Origin of the sequence: Candidatus Pelagibacter sp. HIMB1715 (assembly GCF_052047595.1) — a bacterium.
In the GTDB taxonomy this organism is placed as follows: Bacteria; Pseudomonadota; Alphaproteobacteria; order Pelagibacterales; family Pelagibacteraceae; genus Pelagibacter.
Window position 1 is genome coordinate 1 of the sequence record NZ_JBNAJY010000005.1, and the last position, 15,906, is coordinate 15,906.

The following is a 15,906-nucleotide window of genomic DNA, read 5'->3' on the forward strand; positions in this document are numbered from 1 at the left end:
ATTAATCGATAACCAATCAGTATTCCTATAAAAGCAATTGGAAATAAAAATACTGATTGTTTAAAGGTCAGTAAATTTGTCATTGAAAGGTTAATATATAAAGGAAGCTTTATTAGATTAACAAAAGTAAAAAATATAATTCTTGTTCCCACATAAATTTCTTTCTGCATCCTTAAAGGAAGCATATAAACACTTACTGGTGTTCCTCCTGCGTGGACACAAAAACTTGTAAAGCCAGCTATAACCGAACAAATACCTCCTTTGATAGAATTTTTTTGAGACTTTGCCTCCTTATTTTTTTTAAAAAAGAAATAATGACCTGCAAAAATAAATCCCATTAAACCAATCATAAATTTTAATAACTCTTCAGAAAAATATGTGAACGTGAAAGATGCAATTATTATTCCAACAGCAGCAAATGGAACCATTAACTTTAAAGTACCTAAGTCATATTCTTTTCTATATTTATAAACAGCGATAAAATCTGAAAATATTAAAATTGGTAAAATTATTCCTAATGCTTGGTTCAAAGGCATTACAATGGTCATTAATGGAATAGATATTAAAGTCATCGATCCACCCAAACCAGATTTTGCAATACCATACAAAATTATTGCTGGCACAACTGTGAAAAAAAATAATAAGTTTATTTCCATTTGTTTAATGAATTTAATAGTTTTGATCCTAAAGGGCTAATTGGTTCTTGAAGAATTATTTCTTTTCCTGTTTTTTGTTTAACTAACTGTAATAATTTAGTTGCTATTCCCTTTTTTCTAAAAATTGGATTAACGAAAATGTACTCCACTTCTCCCTTTTCATTAAATCTAACAAACCCTAGCGTTGTATTTTCATTTTTATAAGTAAAAACACCATCCGCTTCATCTAATTTATAAGTAGATAAATCAATGCTGTTCATAAATCCTAGTAATTAAGGAGTAAAAGGATAATTGCTATTGCAGCAACTATAGAACTAACAACGATATAATTAAGCTTAATATTGAACTTTTTCTCAACAAAATCAGTTATTTTTTCCCAAAATAATACGATCAGAAAAATTATTATGGCAGGTAAAATATATTTAATCATAGTTTAAGATTTATCGTCACTGACATAAACAGAAACCCCACGACTATTTAAGTCAACGTCGAATTTTTTATGTAGTGGTGGAAATGCTCTTTGTGAACAATCTAATCTGTCACAGGTTCTACAAGAAACACCAATAGGAATTTCAGTAGATTTATCATTAATATTCATATTTTCAGTATAAATAAAATCTTTTGCATATTTTGCTTCACAACCTAACCCAATCGATAATACATTTTTAGATTGTCCAAATCTTCCAATTCCTTTTTCTACAGTTTTTGCAATACAAACATATTTTTCACCATTATTCATTTTACTAACTGCTGTATGTAAAACTCCTGGAGTAGTGAATGCAGTATAAACATTCCATCTTGGACAAGCTCCACCATATCTTGGTATATCAATTCCAGATAAAGAAAATCTTTTTGAGATATTTCCAGCCATATCAACTCTTAAAAAATGAAATGGGATACCTGGTAGTTTTGGATCTTGCAAACATGTAACTCTATGGGCTACTTGTTCAAACGAAGTTGCGAATGTATTTTGCAATAATTCTAAATCATATTTTAATTTTTTACATTCAGAATGAAATAGTTTGTATGGCATCAAAATTGCAGCGCCACAATAATTTAACAAAGCAACTTTAGTAAGTTTTTTTGATTCTTCTGATGGAAAACTAAATTTAGTTAAATAATATTCAACATCTTTAATAGCGCCCATTTGTGCAACTTGAGATGCTGCATGTAATTTTTTGGTTTCTATAGAACTATAATCACTAAGCAATAACTCTTTTTTATTTTTGTTATAAATTTTTGAAAATGGTTTGTTCTCATCAGGAATAACATCTTTAACAGTGATTGAATATTCTGACTGCAAGTAATCGCATAGAGCTATATATCTTGTTCGATTATTTTTTTGAATTTTATTAAAAACTTTATTTGCAAATTCTTCTAACTTTGGAAAATAATTTTTATTCTCTTGAAAAAAATCAACAACAACTTCTCCAGGAAAAGAATTTTTTCTATTATCTACAATTTTACCTGAAATTTTTTCAATCTTACTTATTAATTCATGATCTTTTTTTTTAAGAATATCTCCTAATCTAACGATAGCTTTTCCAATCTTTGGGTTAGTGCTTACTAAATCTTTTACTTCTGGACCTAGAATATCTAAGTCTTCAAACAAACTATCATCTAAAATTTCTGAAATTGTGTTTTGAAGATTAATATCTGTTTTAGATGTAAGATCCGATAATTGGATGTTTAGTTTTTCACAAACATTTAAAAGTAAATCACCATCTATTTTTCTTTTACCGCTTTCAATTAAGTTTAAATAACTAGGAGAAATACTTAAATCTTCAGCTAATTTATTGGCTTGTAACCCAAGTTGTCTTCTAAAAGCTCTTATTTTTGGCCCTATTTTAAGATCTATTTGACTCATTTTACTATTTGTAAATTTTGTAAATTTATTTTTACAATATTTTTTCCCTATTTACAAAGCTTTTTAACGTTTTTTATAGATTTTGTAAATTTTGTAAAATATATGACTCGTATGGATAAAAACTTAAAAAACACAGAAAATGAAGCTCAAATCATCAAAAAAGAGGATTTAGATCACCATCATAATAAAGGAATTTACATGAGGGACGATCATTGTGATTGGGGTTCAAGTGGAATGAGTGAACTAATCGAAGCTTTAAACGATAGTAACTAATTCTACTTTTTCAATTTTCTTCAACAAAGGATTATAAACAATGAGTGCAGAGAAAATCTCTTATGAGTTAAAAAGATATGCTGGTATCAAACGAGACTACACTGATGAAGAAGTGGAGAGATTAAGAGGTTCAATTAAAATTGAGTACTCACTTTGCAAAAATCAATCTGAAAAACTTTGGAAATTATTAAATACTGAAGCTTATGTTAATACACTTGGTTCTTTGTCAGGTAACCAAGCTGTACAGCATGCAAAAGCAGGTCTAAAAGCAATATATCTAAGTGGTTGGCAAGTTGCAGCAGATGCTAATACTGCTGGAGAAATGTATCCAGATCAATCTTTATATCCTTATGATAGTGCTCCTAAGTTAGTTGAATCTATGAACAATTCTTTAATTAGAGCTGATCAAATTCAACATATGGAAATGCAAGATGGTGACATGAAACCTGAAGAAAAAGTTGATTATATGCTTCCAATTATAGCTGATGGTGAAGCAGGTTTTGGTGGACCATTAAATGTATTTGAATTAACTAAAAAATTTATAAGAGCTGGTGCTGCAGGTGTTCACTTTGAAGACCAATTGGCTAGTGAAAAAAAATGTGGTCATATGGGTGGAAAAGTTTTGGTTCCAACTGGTACTATGGTCAAAAATTTAAAAGCTGCAAGATTAGCTGCTGATATTGCAGAAGTTCCTTTAATTATACTAGCAAGAACAGATGCTAATGCTGCAAAACTTATTACAAATGATTTTGATGAAAATGATAAACCATTTTTAACTGGTGAAAGATCTCCTGAAGGTTTTCATTATGTTAAAGATGGAATTGAACAAGCTATCTCTAGAGGTTTAGCGTATGCACCGTATGCTGATTTAATTTGGTGTGAAACAGCTACTCCTAATTTAGCTGAAGCCAAAAGATTTGCAGATGCAATTCATGAAAAGTTTCCTGGAAAACTATTGGCTTACAATTGTTCTCCATCATTCAATTGGAAAAAACATTTAAGTGATGACGAGATTGCTTCATTCCAACAAGTAATTGCTAAAATGGGTTACAAATTCCAGTTCATTACTCTTGCTGGATTTCACACTCAAAACATTGCAATCTTTGAACTTGCTGAGAAATATAGAAAAGAAGGTATGGCTGCATATTCTAGAATTCAACAACAAGAGTTTGCTAGAGAAAAAGATGGCTATACTAGTGTTAAGCACCAAAGAGAAGTTGGCACATCTTATTTTGATGCAGTCTCAAATACTATTAGTAGTGGCCAAAGCTCGACAACAGCAATGGCTGGATCTACTGAATCTGAACAGTTTTAAAAAAAATACTTTCCCTCTCCATTTTTTTTAGTAGCCCTTAATTATTAGGGCTATTTTTTTTATTTGTAATTAATACTCAGACTGTTAAGGCTCTCAAATGTCTAATAAAAACTTTGGTTTTGGAACGCAGATTAGAAAATCTCCTTATTTCGATGCTACTGTAAAATGGGGAGCAACAGGTTTTTCTGTATATAATCACATGTATATTCCAAGGGATTTTGGAAGTCCTGAGCAAAACTTTTGGAACCTAATTGAAAAATCAATTTTATGTGATGTTGCAGTTGAAAGACAGGTCGAGATCACAGGTCCTGATGCATATAAATTTACTCAGCTTTTAACTCCGAGAGATCTTTCAAAGTTATCAGTTGGACAATGTAAATATGTTTTAATTGTAAATAATGATGGTGGAATTTTAAATGATCCAGTTTTATTAAGACTAGCTGAAAACCATTTTTGGCTATCTTTAGCAGATAGTGATATTTTGTTATGGGCGCAAGGTGTTGCGGTTAATTCAGGTTTGGATGTTAAAATATCTGAACCAGATGTATCTCCTCTTCAGTTACAAGGCCCTACTTCACAAGAAATAATGGTCAAACTATTTGGTGAAGATATCAGAGATCTTAAATATTATTGGCTTAGAGAATATGAACTTGATGGAATTCCATTAATTGTATCAAGAACTGGTTGGTCAAGTGAACTTGGTTATGAAATTTATTTAAGAGATGGCTCTAAAGGTAATGAACTTTATGAAAAAATAATGGAAGCTGGTAAAGAACATGGTCTTCAACCTGGTCATACATCCTCTATTAGAAGAATTGAAGGTGGAATGCTTTCTTATCACGCAGATGCAGATATCCATACAAATCCATTTGAGCTAGGATTTGATCGATTAGTTAATTTAGATACTGATATAAATTTTATAGGTAAAGAAGCGCTAAAAAAAATAAAGCAAGAAGGAATTAAAAGAAAACAAGTTGGTCTTATAATAGATTGTGATCCTCTATCAGGACCAAATACAACTTTTTGGCCAATTGAAAAAGATGGCAAGAAAATTGGTAAGGTAACTTCAGCTGTATATTCGCCTAGATTAAAAAAGAATATTGCACTTGCAATGATTGAAATCAGCCATTCAGAATTAGGTAATAAATTAGATATAGAAACTCACGAAGGAAAATATTCAGCTACAATAGTAGAAAAACCTTTTTACGATCCAAAAAAGAAAATAGCTAGTAGCTAAGATTTAATATTGTATCCTTTTTTCAATAGAACTGTAACCACAGTTACACATGACATCAAAAATACTACCATTGAAATAACACTCACCCAAATATTGAAATCTGAAACACCATAAAAGGCAAATCTTAAACCATTAATTAAATAAACAACTGGGTTAAAATAAGTAACTGTTTGCCAGAACTCAGGTAACATATCTAAAGAATATAAACTACCACCTAAAAATACCATTGGCGTAATAACTAATGTGGGAATGATAGACATTTGCTCAAAATTAGAGCTCATTAAACCAATTAAAAAACCAAACAAAGCAAATGTAAATGCTACTAATACTAATAAAAATATCATTAACAATGGATACATCACTTGGACCTCAACAAAAAACGTTGATGTTAAAAATATAACCAATCCAACAATAAGAGTTTTAGTAGCACCAGCACCCACAAAAGCTAAAACAATTTCAAAAGTTGAAATTGGTGCAGCTAAAATTTCATAAATAGTTCCATTAAATTTTGGAAAAAATATCCCAAATGAAGTGTTACTGATTGATTGAGTTAACAACGTTAACATTAAAAGACCAGGAACAATAAAAGACCCATAACTAATTCCATCAATTTTTTCTACATAACCACCAATTACAGACCCAAAAACAATAAAATAAAGAGAGGTTGATAGAACTGGTGAAAATAATGATTGCATCAATGTTCTCTTAAATCGATCCATTTCATGTAAGTACATTGCTCTAAATGCGTAATAATTAAACTTCATTGTTCTCCTTTACTAATGTCACAAATATTTTCTCTAAAGTAGTTTGCTCAGTTTTTAAATCTTGTAATTTTAAATTTGCATCTTTTAAATCTTGTAACAAGTTAGTTATTCCAGTGCTTTTAGCTCTAACATTATATGTGTAATTGATTGATTTTTTATCTTCTCCAATTTCTAAATTATACTTATCTAAACTGCTTGGGATTTCAGTGATTTCTTCTTGAAGATCTACTGTAAGTTTTTTATGTCCCATTTTTTTCAATAGTTCTTTTGTTTCATCAACAACAATGATTTCTCCTTGATTGATTACTCCTACTCTATCTGCGATTGCTTCTGCTTCTTCAATATAATGAGTAGTAAGAATAATAGTAACACCAGTTTTTCTTAGAGTTTCAACTACCTTCCACATGTCTTGACGTAATTCAACATCAACACCAGCTGTTGGCTCATCTAAAAATAATATAGTTGGTTCGTGAGACAATGCTTTTGCAATTAATACCCGCCTCTTCATTCCTCCAGATAACTGTCTTAATCTTAAATCTTTTTTGTCCCATAAACTTAAATCTTTTAAAATTTTTTCAATATGTTTTGGATCTGGTTTTTTTCCATACAAACCTCTTGAGTATGAAACATTGTTAAAAACTGTTTCAAATTGTTCTAAGGTTAACTCTTGTGGAACTAATCCAATTCTAGATCTTGTTTCTCTGTAATCATCAATGATATCAAAGTCATCTACTGTAACTTTTCCTGAGGATGGCCTAACGATTCCACAAATAATACTTATAAGAGTAGTTTTGCCTGCACCATTCGGTCCAAGCATTGCAAAAATTTCACCTTTTTTGATGTTTAGGTTTATTTTCTTTAGTGCTTCAAAGCCATTATCGTAGACTTTTGATAGATTATTTATGCTTATTTGATCTGACATGGACTAGGCATATATAGAGACAATTTATTGTATTACAATATTTTAAAATTTGTTTACAACCTACGATTAATGAGAAAAATTTTTGTATTTATTTGTTTTATCTTTGCATTCACTACTAATGTGATGGCTAAAGAAACAACTTACACTAAAGAGTTGTTTGATAAGGCTTTAGCGGATGGAAAAGTTGTAGTGGTTAGTTCTTGGGTTAAATATTGTACATCTTGTGCCAGCCAAATGAAAGTTCTTGATAAAGCAAAAAATGATTTTGATAATATTGAATACTTTAAATTTGATGTAACAAATAAAGAAATAGCTAAATTTTTTAATGTTCAATATCAAACGACACTTTTAATTTTTAAAGATAATAAAGAAGTTTACAGAAGCATTGGTGAGACAACCAAAGAACTTATTTATGATGCTTTAAAATCAGTGATCTAAATTAATTACTTTTCAATTTCAAAATTACTGCTGGTAAAAAAGTTGCAACAACAAATGATAAAAATAATAAAGATTGTACAACAAAAGGTGAAAATAGATCTTTAGACATCAATCCCCCGACCAATAAACTTTTAGAAAAATCTGGATAAGGAAACATTAAAAACCCACCAATTAAACCAATTATAATTGAAACATAAGCAGTTTTTTCATTTAGCTTGTTGTAAAAACTGTAAAAGACTGTGAACACAAACGCACAACAAAATAAATCTGCAAGTAAAAATAAATACAAAATATCAAATCCTTTTGATGCAACACCAAATGCAATCAATGACAAAAATACAATAAAGTATTTAGAAACTTTTAAATAATCTGTTTTTTTATCTAAATTAAAAGTTGCTTTACCATCAACAACAAACAAACTTGATATCGCATTAACCAATGTATCAACTGTTGAAATTGTTAAAGCTAATCCAAGAATAATGATAATCAAGGATAGCATTTCGGTCTGTTCTTTTAACAATAAAGTGAAAAATCCTAAATCAGCTCTTGCTGAAGGATCAATAGAAAATGACACCATTCCAATAAAACCCATTAAAAAAACTATTGGCACTATTACAAAAAAAGAAATTACCAATGCTGATTTTAAAGTGTTGTAATCTTTAGCAGCATAAACTCGTTGCCAATTTCCTTGGTGAAATAGATTGGTAGCTGCAACTGCAATAAAAAAAGTTAATCCAGCTGTATAACTTGGAATATAAGATGAGCTTAATAGTTGCGGATTTTTTTCTTTAATCAATGCAAATGAAAAATTATCTCCTGTTGATGAACTGATAATTAAAATTAGAATTAATAAAAGAAAGCCAATTACTATCATTTGAATATTATCAGTAAAAATAGAAGCTCTTAATCCGCCATAAAGCGTGTACGTTAAAGTTGCTAAAAGCACAATTAATGCAGTGATCCAAAGATCTGTACCTGATAAATAATTTATCAAAACTGCAACAGCTGTCACCTCTGCACAAAGAAAGATAAACATATAAAAAATTGTCATTAACAGAATCAGTTTAAATAAACTTTTTCCAAATTTTTTTCTCATAAACTCAATTAGAGATGAGCCTTTTGGAAACTCTGATCTAATTTTTCTTCCAAAATAAATTAAGAAAATCATTGGAAAAGCTGTACCAAGTGCATAACCAATAACAGCCCCTATTCCTCCCCATGTAGCAGCAGCAACAGGGCCAAATAAAATCCATGCTCCTAAAGCAGATGCAACAAGACTTGTTGTTAATGAAAATAATTCTATATTTCTATTTGCTGTTAAATAGTTACTTATTCCTTGGAATTTTTTAGAATGATAAATTCCTAATGCAGCAAATACCAAACTAATAATAATTACTAATGTTAATGATGATGATTGACTTAAAAAGTATGTGTTATCCATTTTATCCCTTTCTGAATTACCGGACAGGTTCGTAGGGTTTAATCTCAGTCTGTTAAGACACCCCTTTGTTTTAAATATATATTTAATTTTATGTTTTTAAACTAAAATATTAAGTTATATTAAGAGTTATGAACTACAAGGCATCACCAAAAAGATATTCCAACATGAAATATAGAAGATGTGGAAAGAGTGGTGTTGATCTACCTTTGATTAGCCTTGGTCTTTGGCATAATTTTGGTGGTAAACAACTTACATCTGAAGCAAAGAAAATGTTGTTTTATTCTTTTGATTCAGGGATTACCCATTTTGATTTAGCAAATAATTATGGTCCCCCAGCAGGAAGTGCTGAGGCTAATTTTGGAAAAATTTTAAGTAAAGAATTTAAAAGATATAGAGATGAATTAATTATCTCATCTAAAGCAGGTTATGATATGTGGGAAGGACCTTACGGTGAATGGGGTTCAAAAAAATATATCATTGCAAGCTGTGATCAAAGTTTAAAGAGAATGGGATTAGATTATGTGGATATATTTTATTCTCATAGATTTGATCCAAATACACCATTAGAAGAAACAGCAGATGCTTTAGAACTTATTTATAGATCTGGTAAAGCACTTTATATTGGGATCTCTTCCTATTCTTCAAAGAAAACAATTGAGATGTTCAATATTTTAAAGAAAAGAAATATTAAAATATTTATCCATCAACCTTCTTACTCTTTAATAAATAGATGGTTTGAAAAAGACTTGGATAAAAATTTAATTAAATTAGGAATTGGAACTATTGCTTTTTCTCCATTAGCACAAGGAATGCTGTCAGATAAATATTTAAAAGGGATACCAAAAACATCAAGAGCAAGTGATCCAAAATCTGCCTTAGACAAAAGTTTTATAACTAAAAGAAATATAAAGATAATCTCAGATTTAAATCAAATTGCTAAAAAAAGAGGTCAAACATTATCGCAAATGGCTTTGGCTTGGGTGTTAAATAATAAAGCAGTCACAACAGCTTTAATTGGTGCAAGTAGCGTAAAACAAATAAAAGAAAATATTGAAAGCTTAAATAATTTAAATTTTTCTAAATCTGAACTTAAAGAGATAAATAAAAAAGCTAAAGATGGAAATATTAATAAGTGGGCAAGATCTAGTTCTTATTAAAAGAAGTGTTTTTCAATTAAATAATGAAGAGTAAAAATAATTAAAGAAGCACAAATAATTAGAAACACTCTTTCTTGATTACTCATTATTGTTGACCTTTGTGATTCATTATTTCGATCATACACTGAGTGGCGTACTCTCTCCACTCTGTAGAATTCTTATTTTTTAGGCTATTTAAATGATCGCGGTTACTTTGAATATCATCTTTATGTTTAAGATAATCAGCACCATTTAGATTTGCTTCCATAGAAGAAAGGTTGGTTTCCATTGCTTTTATCCATTCTTTTCCAAGCTCAACACATTTTTGATCATCTTTTTCATCACAGATTTGTTTGAAAAAATTAAAAATAACATCATCAGTATTAACTGAAGTGTTCATATCTTATTGCTCAATACAGGTTCCGATTGAGTCTGGACCACATGTCTTACCATTAGTCCAAGTAGCACCAATCAGATTTGCATTTTCAAAATTTGCATTAGTAATGTTTGCAGATGTAAAATTTGCTTCCATCAAATTTGCATTTTGAAAATTAGCTTCTATTAAAGTTGCTCCCATAAAATCAACTCTAGTTAAGTTTGCATTAGTAAAATTTGTTTTTTCAAAATTTCCACCAATACTAATTGTTTCATAAAGATTAGCTCTAACAAATGTAGACTCTGGAAAAGTTCCAAAAGATAAATTTGAATTCATCATAATGCTTTTATCTAAATTTACTTGTACAAAACTTGCAAAAGATAAATTTGAGTTTGGTAGATAACTACCTTGTAGATCCTGTGCATCTGAAAATCTGCATTTAGAATAATCTACACCATCTGTTAATGGATCATCGCATGCAGCATTTGAATTTGAAACAAAAAAGAAACTAAAGAAGATTAAAAGAAGTATTTTTTTCATAATCAAAACTAACAAATAAAATATGTCAAAACAATGAAGGTTTATGCCTTTAAAAATAATTTAACATTACAAATTATTGTATTTTTGAAGTATAAAAATCAACCTATGAAAGAATATAACATTGCATCAATAGCAGGAGATGGAATAGGAAAAGAAGTGGTTCCTGAAGGCTTAAAAGTATTAAAAGACGCTGCTGAAAAACATCAATTTAAAATAAATTTTACAGAATATGATTTTGCTTCATGTGATTATTATGAAAAACATGGAAAAATGCTTCCAGATGATTGGAAGGAAAAATTAGGAAAACATGATGCAATATTCTTTGGTGCAGTTGGAATGCCAGATCAAGTTCCAGATCATATATCTTTATGGGGATCCTTACTTCAGTTTAGAAGAGAATTTGATCAATATATCAATCTTAGACCAGTAAAATTATTTCCTGGTATTAATCCTCCTTTAGCAAATAAAAAACCAGGTGATATTGATATGCTAATTGTTAGAGAAAATACTGAAGGTGAATACTCTTCTGTTGGTGGAAGAATGTTTAAAAATACTGATAGAGAAATAGCTATTCAGGAAACTATCATGTCTGCACATGGAATAGATAGAGTTCAAAAATTTGCTTTTGAATTAGCAAAACAAAGAAAAAGAAAAAAATTAACGAATGCAACAAAATCAAATGGTATTTCAATTACAATGCCTTTTTGGGATGAACGTTTTAATGCAATGAAAAAAAATTATCCTGATATTGAAACAGATCAATATCATATTGATATTTTGGTTGCTAGATTTGTACTAAATCCAGAATGGTTTGATGTTGTTGTTGCTTCCAATTTATTTGGAGACATTCTTTCAGACTTAGGACCTGCTTGCACTGGAACTATTGGAATTGCTCCATCTGGAAACATTAATCCTGAAAATAAATTTCCATCTTTATTTGAACCAGTTCATGGTTCAGCACCTGATATTGCAGGAAAAGGTATTGCTAATCCTGTGGGACAAATTTGGTCTGGGGCAATGATGTTGGATTATTTGGGCGAAAAAGAAGCTTCTAATTCAATTGTTGAAGCTATTGAAAAATCTTTAAGTGAAAAAGAAAATAGAACTAAGGACTTAGGTGGAGATGCTGATACCTTAAAATGTTCTAATTCAATATTGGCTAATCTTTAAATCTTAACCTTCTTACCAGTTTTTGCACTTTTGGTTATTGCTGCAAAAATTTTTAAAGAAATTAAACCGTCATTGCCATTTACTTTTGGCTTAACTTTTTTAGATACCACATCTGCAAAATGATCAATTTGGTTTACTAAAGTACTGTCATCTTTTTTGTTTTTATCTTCATTAACAAATATCTTATTCCACCAACTTCGCTCATTTTTATAGAACCAATATTTTAAATTAGGAAATTGCAATGATCCCTTAGTTCCACCGATCATGTATGCAGATTGATTAGTTATAGGATAGGCTGGATTTTCTCCTGCAGTTAACTCATAACTCCATGGAGCAACAATAGTATCTGACAAATTTAATGTACATAGCGCACCTGAATTAAAAATTAAGCTAATAGTTGCTGTATCTTCGACTGCAAATTTTCTAGTTTTGTTGGTTGTAAATGCTTGAACGTATTTAATAGATCCAAGTAAGTAGCAAATCATATCGATATCATGTACTAAATTAATTCCTAAAGGCCCTCCACCTTTACTAATTCTCCATTTTTCTTTGTAATAAGCTTTGTGCTTATAAAGCCAACACAAGACATTTGCTGAAACGATGTTTCCTAATTTACCTTTATCGATTAACTCTTTTACTTTTGATACAATAGAGTTATGTCTTCTATGATACCCAATTAATAACGGTGTTTTATTTTTATTAGCACTACTAATAATTTTTTTAGCTGAATTAATGTTATCTGAAATAGGTTTTTCTAATAATACTGGAATTTTTTTCTTTAAAAAACTGACTGTATGCTTTTCATGAAGTTGATTTGGAGTAGCTACAATTACTGCATCTAAATTCTTTGAATTTAAAAGTTCGTCTACATTTGAAAATAATGGGATTTTATATTTTTTTGATAAATTTTTAGCATTGTTGCTAATATCTACTATTGAATGAAGGTTTGCTTTTTTAGATTTTGAAATTGCCTTTATATGTTGCAATCCCATTAAACCAGTCCCAACAATGGATATGTTAATTTTTTTATTCATTTTACAAAATATTTATTTTTGTAAAGTACTTATAAAGTTTTTTAGGTTTAATTAAAGAACTTGGAAAATTTTTATTGTTTGGTGCATCTGGGTAGTGTTGTGTTTCTAAACAAACCCCCTGGTAAGGAGCAAGTTTATTTTTATATCTCAAACCTTGACTGGTATAGAGCTGTACTCCAGGAAGATTTGAATAAAAGTCTAATTGAATATTAGTTTTTTTATTTTTTAGAGAGGCTAAATAATTTTTAGAATTTTTTTTAATACAATATGTTAAATCAAATCCCAATTGATTGATTGTATTAGATACTCTCTTTATTTTTTTGTTTTTAATAATGTCTATTTTTTTTCCAATATTTTGAAACTTATTAAAATCATTAATAGTATTTTTAACTTTTTTAATTTTACCAGTTGGGATTAATTTATTAGTTACTTCAAGATATTTTTCAGAGTTAATTTTTAAATCATGATTGAAAATTGTCTCTTTTTTACTCTTATTCAAGTTCCAATAACTATGATTGGTTAAACTCACGTGAGTTAATTCGCTTGATTTATATTGATATTTTATAAATAAGCTTTTGTTTTTGATTTCAAAAATACACTCTGAATTTAAGTCCCCTGGGAAACCTTGGTCTAAATTTTTAGATAACAATTGATAGATAATTTTATTTTTTGAATGATGTTTTATTTTCCATTCTAATCTATCAAATCCTATTTTTCCTCCATGGAGTGTATTTCTTCCTTCGTTGCCATTAAGTTTATAAATCTTATTTTTAATCTTAAATCTTGAATTTGAAATTCTGCCCGCGTACCTGCCGCAAGTAGCGCCCACATAAAAATTCTTACTGCCATAATTTTTTGTAGGACCTAGGTTTAAGATTAAGTTAATTTTCCTTTGCTTGTCATAAACCTCATACAAACAAGCGCCAATATTAATTGACTTAACTCTTAAATATTTATTTTCTATCGTTGAACTTTGTACTTTCACAAAGTCTCTTATAGCCAACCTTTATCAACGATGTAAGATTGATTTGTGCAACCAGAAGACTGTTCTGATGAAAAAAACAAAACAGTTTGCGCAAGCTCATGAGGCATTAGTTTCTCTTTTAAACATTGGTTTTTCATCAAATCTTTTTCGGATTCTTCGTTTAACCACATATCAATTTGTCTTTGTGTTAAGACCCACCCTGGGACTACTGAGTTAACTCTAATATTAAATTCTCCTAAATCTCTAGCGAATGACCTTGTTAAGCCAACTACTCCAGATTTCGCAGCTGTATAAGCTGCCATACCACCTTGTCCAACCATCCAAGATGCTGAACCCATATTAACAATTACACCACCTTTATTTTCAATCATTGATTTTTTTACTGATTGAACTGTGAAAAAATAATGTCTTAAGTTTACATTTATTCTCTCATTCCAGTATTCTTCTGTAACATCATCAATTTTATGTCTTGTGTCATTAGCAGCGTTGTTGATTAAAATATCAATTGGACCTTTTTGATCTATGATGTCTGCAATTGTCTTTTGAAGTTGTTTTATGTTTAATAAATCACATTCAATAAAAGTTGGTATTGAATATTTTTTATTTTTTATACTTTCAATTAACTTTTCAGATTCTGATACATTAATATCTATAAAGTAAACTTCTGAACCTTGTTCACAAAAATGTTCAACAATTGAAGCACCAATTCCAGATCCTCCACCTGTTATAAATACTCTTTTATTTTCTAAATCATAATATTTTACTTTCATTTTCTTAATCCTCCACCAGTTATAAATGCTCTTAAATTTTCTAAATAGTGATATTTAAAAATTTTATTAATTAAATAATTTAAATTCTGTTTATTTTAGTACTTATAAAGAATTTAAATTAAAAATATAGAATTTATTTTGCCTTATAACCCAAACCAATATTATTTATTTTTTTACTTGCATCCATTATTTTTGGATATTCATAATTTAATCCTAAAAGCTGTCGCACTTTTGGATTTGAATTATTTTTGAAGTCTTCAGATAAATAAGTAACTAAATCTTCAACTGGTTTTATATACTTTGGAAGAAACTCTATCAGTAATGCTGCTCTTTGGTGATCTGATTTATTTGGTGATGCTCCATGCCAGCAGTTACCATTGAAAAAAACCAAATCACCAGGATTAGCAATCATTTGTTGTTTGTTTGAAAAGTCATCATTTTCATTTGGATAGTGTAGTTTCTTTTGTGATCCTGGTATGAAAGCCGTTGCTCCTGATTGTTCTGAACAGATATCTAAAGGTATGGTAGCCTGACAGTTTTGTGCAAATGAACTATTAAGACCCATGGGAAAAGTCTCACTATTATAAAAATCCCAATATGGATAATCAATATGTAGTTCTTGACCTATGGATCCTGGTAACAATCTACTTGCGCAGTATGATCCACAAAAAAACTCTGAACCTAAAAGTTTAGACATTAAGCTAAAAATAATGTCGTTTGTTATTAATTTACTAAAAACCTCTCCTTTACCAAACAAATTCCATATCCTTTGCTGTAGTTTAATTTTATCAGACGCCTCAGCCTCAGCGTTAAAGTGGGTTTCTTTTTGCTCTTGTGTATCTGCAAAATGATTAACAATCTCTCTTGCTTCTTTGATTTCGTTTAAATTATATACGTTTTCAACAACAATAACTCCAGATTCATGCATTAATTCATTTATTGCTTCGGTAATATTAAAATTATCTCTTGAGAATTTCCGCAT

18 protein-coding genes are annotated in these 15,906 nt (G+C 29.5%); 6 read left to right on the forward strand and 12 right to left on the reverse strand.

The window, feature by feature from the left end:
• The 3 genes from ACTTAY_RS02480 to ACTTAY_RS02490 form a co-directional block, all read right to left on the reverse strand.
• The coding region (locus ACTTAY_RS02480; RefSeq protein WP_440672230.1) for a sulfite exporter TauE/SafE family protein at window positions 1–656 on the reverse strand (656 nt) is incomplete at its 3' end.
• Window positions 647–916 carry a GNAT family N-acetyltransferase gene (locus tag ACTTAY_RS02485; protein WP_440614542.1) on the reverse strand — a complete coding sequence of 90 codons (270 nt, stop codon included), beginning with the start codon at window positions 914–916 and terminating at the stop codon, window positions 647–649. The genes ACTTAY_RS02485 and ACTTAY_RS02480, both read right to left, overlap by 10 nt.
• A 173-nt stretch (window positions 917–1,089) precedes the next feature.
• Window positions 1,090–2,523, reverse strand: coding sequence for a helix-turn-helix domain-containing protein (locus tag ACTTAY_RS02490; protein WP_440672231.1), 1,434 nt, complete (start codon window positions 2,521–2,523; stop codon window positions 1,090–1,092).
• 111 nt (window positions 2,524–2,634) lie between these two features.
• On the opposite strand from ACTTAY_RS02490, the gene ACTTAY_RS02495 reads away from it, so the two are divergent.
• The 3 genes from ACTTAY_RS02495 to ACTTAY_RS02505 all read left to right on the forward strand — a co-directional run bounded on the left by ACTTAY_RS02495 (window position 2,635) and on the right by ACTTAY_RS02505 (window position 5,348).
• Window positions 2,635–2,796: a hypothetical protein gene (locus ACTTAY_RS02495; RefSeq protein WP_440647684.1), complete on the forward strand. Its 162-nt coding sequence runs from the start codon at window positions 2,635–2,637 to the stop codon at window positions 2,794–2,796.
• A gap of 40 nt (window positions 2,797–2,836) precedes the next feature.
• Entirely contained in the window at window positions 2,837–4,111 is a 1,275-nt protein-coding gene (gene aceA / locus ACTTAY_RS02500) for an isocitrate lyase (RefSeq protein WP_440672232.1), read from the forward strand.
• Window positions 4,112–4,208: 97 nt separating this feature from the next.
• Entirely contained in the window at window positions 4,209–5,348 is a 1,140-nt protein-coding gene (locus ACTTAY_RS02505; protein ID WP_440672234.1) for a glycine cleavage T C-terminal barrel domain-containing protein, read from the forward strand.
• On the opposite strand, the gene ACTTAY_RS02510 is transcribed toward ACTTAY_RS02505, so the two are convergent.
• Both ACTTAY_RS02510 and ACTTAY_RS02515 read right to left on the reverse strand, forming a co-directional pair.
• Entirely contained in the window at window positions 5,345–6,112 is a 768-nt protein-coding gene (locus tag ACTTAY_RS02510) for an ABC transporter permease (protein WP_262589435.1), read from the reverse strand. The two genes, ACTTAY_RS02505 and ACTTAY_RS02510, sit on opposite strands and share 4 nt — an antisense overlap.
• Window positions 6,102–7,034 (reverse strand): ABC transporter ATP-binding protein, encoded by a 933-nt coding sequence (locus ACTTAY_RS02515; RefSeq protein ID WP_262589436.1) that lies wholly within the window; start codon window positions 7,032–7,034, stop codon window positions 6,102–6,104. Before ACTTAY_RS02515 ends, ACTTAY_RS02510 begins: the two co-directional genes overlap by 11 nt.
• Window positions 7,035–7,103: 69 nt before the next feature.
• Here ACTTAY_RS02515 and ACTTAY_RS02520 point away from each other — a divergent pair, with 69 nt between their 5' ends.
• A complete protein-coding gene (locus tag ACTTAY_RS02520) occupies window positions 7,104–7,472 on the forward strand; it encodes a thioredoxin family protein (RefSeq protein WP_440672235.1) in 369 nt (122 codons plus the stop codon).
• Between the two features lies 1 nt (window position 7,473).
• Here the strand turns inward: ACTTAY_RS02520 and ACTTAY_RS02525 are convergent, their stop codons facing one another.
• Entirely contained in the window at window positions 7,474–8,913 is a 1,440-nt protein-coding gene (locus tag ACTTAY_RS02525) for a sodium:solute symporter family transporter (protein WP_440672236.1), read from the reverse strand.
• A gap of 128 nt (window positions 8,914–9,041) precedes the next feature.
• Between ACTTAY_RS02525 and mgrA the strand changes: the two genes are divergently transcribed.
• Complete coding sequence (gene mgrA / locus ACTTAY_RS02530) at window positions 9,042–10,070, forward strand: L-glyceraldehyde 3-phosphate reductase (RefSeq protein WP_440672237.1); 1,029 nt, start codon at window positions 9,042–9,044, stop codon at window positions 10,068–10,070.
• Between the two features lie 85 nt (window positions 10,071–10,155).
• Here the strand turns inward: mgrA and ACTTAY_RS02535 are convergent, their stop codons facing one another.
• Window positions 10,156–10,449: a hypothetical protein gene (locus ACTTAY_RS02535; protein WP_262589440.1), complete on the reverse strand. Its 294-nt coding sequence runs from the start codon at window positions 10,447–10,449 to the stop codon at window positions 10,156–10,158.
• A 3-nt stretch (window positions 10,450–10,452) separates the two neighbouring features.
• Window positions 10,453–10,965, reverse strand: coding sequence for a pentapeptide repeat-containing protein (locus ACTTAY_RS02540; RefSeq protein ID WP_262589441.1), 513 nt, complete (start codon window positions 10,963–10,965; stop codon window positions 10,453–10,455).
• Window positions 10,966–11,070: 105 nt separating this feature from the next.
• Here ACTTAY_RS02540 and ACTTAY_RS02545 point away from each other — a divergent pair, with 105 nt between their 5' ends.
• On the forward strand, window positions 11,071–12,135 hold the full coding sequence (locus ACTTAY_RS02545) for a tartrate dehydrogenase (RefSeq protein ID WP_440672238.1): 1,065 nt from the start codon (window positions 11,071–11,073) through the stop codon (window positions 12,133–12,135).
• Here ACTTAY_RS02545 and ACTTAY_RS02550 read toward each other — a convergent pair.
• The 4 genes from ACTTAY_RS02550 to ACTTAY_RS02565 form a co-directional block, all read right to left on the reverse strand.
• Window positions 12,132–13,169, reverse strand: a complete 1,038-nt coding sequence (locus ACTTAY_RS02550; RefSeq protein ID WP_440652607.1) for a Gfo/Idh/MocA family protein — start codon at window positions 13,167–13,169, stop codon at window positions 12,132–12,134. The genes ACTTAY_RS02545 and ACTTAY_RS02550 overlap by 4 nt on opposite strands.
• A gap of 1 nt (window position 13,170) precedes the next feature.
• A complete protein-coding gene (locus ACTTAY_RS02555; protein ID WP_440672239.1) occupies window positions 13,171–14,154 on the reverse strand; it encodes an aldose epimerase family protein in 984 nt (327 codons plus the stop codon).
• Between the two features lie 8 nt (window positions 14,155–14,162).
• Entirely contained in the window at window positions 14,163–14,924 is a 762-nt protein-coding gene (locus ACTTAY_RS02560) for an SDR family NAD(P)-dependent oxidoreductase (RefSeq protein ID WP_440647702.1), read from the reverse strand.
• Between the two features lie 133 nt (window positions 14,925–15,057).
• Complete coding sequence (locus ACTTAY_RS02565) at window positions 15,058–15,906, reverse strand: phytanoyl-CoA dioxygenase family protein (RefSeq protein ID WP_440654457.1); 849 nt, start codon at window positions 15,904–15,906, stop codon at window positions 15,058–15,060.